General features: G+C 71.8%; 4 protein-coding genes. All 4 read left to right on the top strand.

The genetic code is table 11. From position 1 onward, the window contains the following. On the top strand, positions 1–1,821 hold a 1,821-nt coding region (gene infB, locus VI078_15670; GenBank protein ID HEY6000724.1), incomplete at its 5' end, for a translation initiation factor IF-2. Positions 1,822–1,855: 34 nt separating this feature from the next. Continuing rightward, entirely contained in the window at positions 1,856–2,137 is a 282-nt protein-coding gene (locus VI078_15665; protein HEY6000723.1) for a DUF503 domain-containing protein, read from the top strand. Between the two features lie 13 nt (positions 2,138–2,150). Further along, positions 2,151–2,561 (top strand): 30S ribosome-binding factor RbfA, encoded by a 411-nt coding sequence (gene rbfA, locus VI078_15660; protein HEY6000722.1) that lies wholly within the window; start codon positions 2,151–2,153, stop codon positions 2,559–2,561. Then, positions 2,558–3,488: bifunctional oligoribonuclease/PAP phosphatase NrnA (locus VI078_15655; protein HEY6000721.1), on the top strand; the 931-nt coding region annotated here is incomplete at its 3' end. The genes rbfA and VI078_15655, both read left to right, overlap by 4 nt.

Here is a 3,488-nt window from a genome sequence, read left to right as displayed (position 1 = left end):
CCCGCGGCGACGCGGCCTGCCGCACCGCCGCCCGTGGTCGTCGCGCCGCCCCCTCCCCCGGCGGCCCCGCCGGTGGCGCCCACGCCGATCCAGGTCAGCGAGGGGATCACCGTGAAGGACCTCGCGGACAAGGTCGGCGTGAAGGTCAACGACATCATCAAGCGGATGATGCTCAAGGGGCGCATGTACACCGTGAACCAGTTCCTCGACTTCGACAGTGCGAGCGCCGTGGCGAAGGAGTTCGGCGTGGTCGTCCAGAAGGTCGCGCTCGAGGAGGAGGGTTTCGCCGCCGAGGCCGAGACCGGCACGCTCTCCCCGCGCGCCCCCGTCGTGACGATCATGGGGCACGTCGACCACGGGAAGACCTCGCTGCTCGACGCGATCCGCAAGACGAGCGTCACCGAGACGGAGAAGGGCGGGATCACCCAGCACATCGGCGCCTACCACGTCGTGACCCCGAAGGGCTCGGTCGTCTTCCTCGACACCCCCGGCCACGAGGCCTTCACGGCGATGCGCGCCCGCGGCGCCAAGGTCACGGACATCGTCGTGCTCGTGGTGGCCGCCGACGACGGGGTCATGCCGCAGACGGTCGAGGCGCTGGACCACGCGCGCGCCGCCGGCGTGCCGATCATCGTCGCCGTCAACAAGATCGACAAGCCCGGGGCCAAGCCCGAGCAGGTGCTGACGCAGCTGGCCGAGCGCGGCCTGATCCCCGAGGCCTGGGGCGGCCAGACGATCTACGTCGAGGTCTCGGCCAAGAAGGGCGTCGGCATCGAGGACCTGCTCGAGATGATCCTCTTGCAGGCCGAGGTGCTCGAGCTCAAGGCGAACCCCGACAAGCCCTGCCGCGGCACCGTCGTCGAGTCCAAGCTCGACCGCGGCCGCGGCCCGGTGGCCACGGTGCTCGTCCAGGACGGGACGCTGCGCGTCGGCGACTTCTTCGTGACGGGCGTGCAGTCCGGCAAGGTCCGCGCGATTTACAACGAGGCGGGCGAGGCCCTGCGCGAGGCGCCGCCGTCCACGCCGGTCGAGGTCCTCGGCCTCTCCGGCGTGCCCGCGCCGGGCGAGTCCTTCCAGGTGGTCGCCGACGAGCGCAAGGCGCGCCAGATCGTCGCGATGCGCGAGCAGAAGACCCGGGTGGAGGTCGTCGCCCGCCCGCGGGTGAGCCTCCAGGACTTCTTCAGCCGGGTCGCCGAGGGCGAGACGAAGGAACTGCCGATCGTCGTCAAGGGCGACGTCCAGGGCTCGGTCGAGGCGCTGACCGACGCGCTCGAGAAGCTCTCGGGCGAGCAGGTGCGCGTGCGCGTCATCCACAAGGGCGTCGGCACGATCAACGAGGGGGACATCCTGCTCGCCGCGGCCTCCAACGCGGTGGTCATCGGCTTCAACGTCCGGCCGGAGCCCAAGGTCGCGGCGATCGCCGCCCGCGAGCAGGTCGACATGCGCTTCTACGGGATCATCTACCAGGTGACCGAGGACATCAAGAAGGCCATGGCCGGCATGCTGGCGCCGACCTTCAAGGAGGAGGTCCTCGGCCGCGCCGAGGTGCGCGAGCTCTTCCAGGTCCCGAAGATCGGCACGGTCGCCGGCTGCGGCGTGCTCGACGGCAAGGTCACCCGCACCGCGGAGGTGCGGGTCATCCGCGACGGGATCGTGGTCTACACCGGCAAGATCGGCTCGCTGCGCCGCTTCAAGGACGATGTGCGCGAGGTCGCCGCCGGCTACGAGTGCGGCATCTCGGTGGAGAACTTCAACGACCTGAAGAAGGGCGACGTCATCGAAGCCTTCACCCAGGTGCAGGTCGCGCCGACGCTCGCCTAGGGGCGCCTGACGGGGCGGGCGGCGGCGCACGGGCATGGTCGTCGGCATCTGCACCATCGGGCTCGCCATCGCCGAGAACCACGACCTCAAGGGGAAGCGACAGGTGCTCAGGAGCATCAAGGACCGCGTGCGCAACCGCTTCAACGTCTCGATAGCCGAGGTCGACGACCTCGACCTCTGGCAGAGCGCGACGCTGGGGGTGGCCTGCGTGAACAAGGACCGCGACATGGTCGAGCGCACGCTGGCGCACGTCGCGACGTTCGTCGAGGGGCTCAACCTCGCGAGCGTCGAGGACGTGAGCGTCGAGATCCTCTAGGGGGGGCAACGCGGTGAAACAGTACCGGCGCAGCGAGCGGTTCAACAAGCTCCTCCTCGAGGAGCTCTCGGACATCGTCCAGCACGGGCTCAAGGACCCGCGCATCGGCTTTGTCAGCTTCACGCGCGTGGAGACGACGGAGGACCTGCGCAGCGCGAAGATCCACGTCAGCCTGCTCGACGAGGCGCAGGCGCCGGACACCCTCGAGGCGCTGCGCCACGCGGCGGGAATGATCCGCGGCGAGCTGATGCACCGCATCCAGGCGCGGCGGATCCCGGAGCTGCGCTTCGTGCACGACCGCTCGATCGCCCACAGCGTGCACATCGCCGAGGTCCTCGACCAGCTCAAGCGCGAGCGCGACGGCGGCGCCCCGGGCGGCGGGGAGGGCGAAGGCGGTCCCGGCGACACGGAGGGCGGAGCATGAGGCGCGACCGCGCCGCGATCCTCAGGCTGCTGCGCGGCGGCGGACGGTTCCTGCTCACGAGCCACGTCAACCCCGACGGCGACTCGGTCGCCTCGCAGTGCGCCCTGCGCCTGATCCTCGCCCGCCGCGGCGCGGACGCGGACATCGTGAACAGCCACCCGGTGCCCCGCGTGTACCGGTTTCTCCCCGGCGCCGACGCGATCACCGACCGACGCCCGCGCGACTGGCGGCGCTACCGCGCGGTGATCGTCCTGGACTGCGGGGATGCGCGCCGCGCCAGCGGCCTGCTCGACCCGCGCCCGCCGCTGCCGGTGGTGAACATCGACCACCACGCGACGAACCCCGGGTTCGGCGACCTCAACTGGGTCGTGCCGGACGCCTGCTCGACGTCGGAGATCGTCCACGGGCTCGCGGCGGGACTCGGCGTGCGCGCCGACGGGGACATCGCCACGGCCCTCTACACCGGGATCCTCACCGACACCGGCTCGTTCCGCCACGGCAACGCCACGCCGCGCGCCTTCCGGATCGCCAGCGCCCTGGTGGGCACCGGCATCGACACGGCCGGCATAGCGCAGGCGGTCTACGAGTCCGTCCCCTACGAGACGCTGCGGGCCCTCGGGCAGACGCTGGCGGGCCTGCGCCGCGCCGCCGGCGGCCGGATCGCCTGGATCACGCTGCCGCGGCGCCTGCTGGCCTCCCTCGCCTCGCCCGCCGAGAGCGAGGAGTGGGCGGGCTATCCGCGCTCGCTGGACACCGCGGTGCTCGCGGTCTGCTTCAAGGAGGTCACGGCGGGCACGGTCCGCCTGAGCTTCCGCAGCAAGGGGGCGATCGACGTCGCCGCGCTCGCCGCGCGCTGGGGCGGCGGCGGGCACCGCAACGCCGCGGGCGCGACGATCGCCGGCACGCTCGCCGCGGCCGAGCGCGAGG

The organism is bacterium, assembly GCA_036524115.1.
GTDB lineage: Bacteria > JAUVQV01 > JAUVQV01 > JAUVQV01 > DATDCY01 > DATDCY01.
This window is presented reverse-complemented; position numbering and strand designations above follow the sequence as displayed.

Bases quoted from the DNA above. Each gene is read 5' to 3' on its own strand.
- VI078_15665 (HEY6000723.1), top strand. From the start codon at position 1,856: ATGGTCGTCGGCATCTGCACCATCGGGCTCGCCATCGCCGAGAACCAC.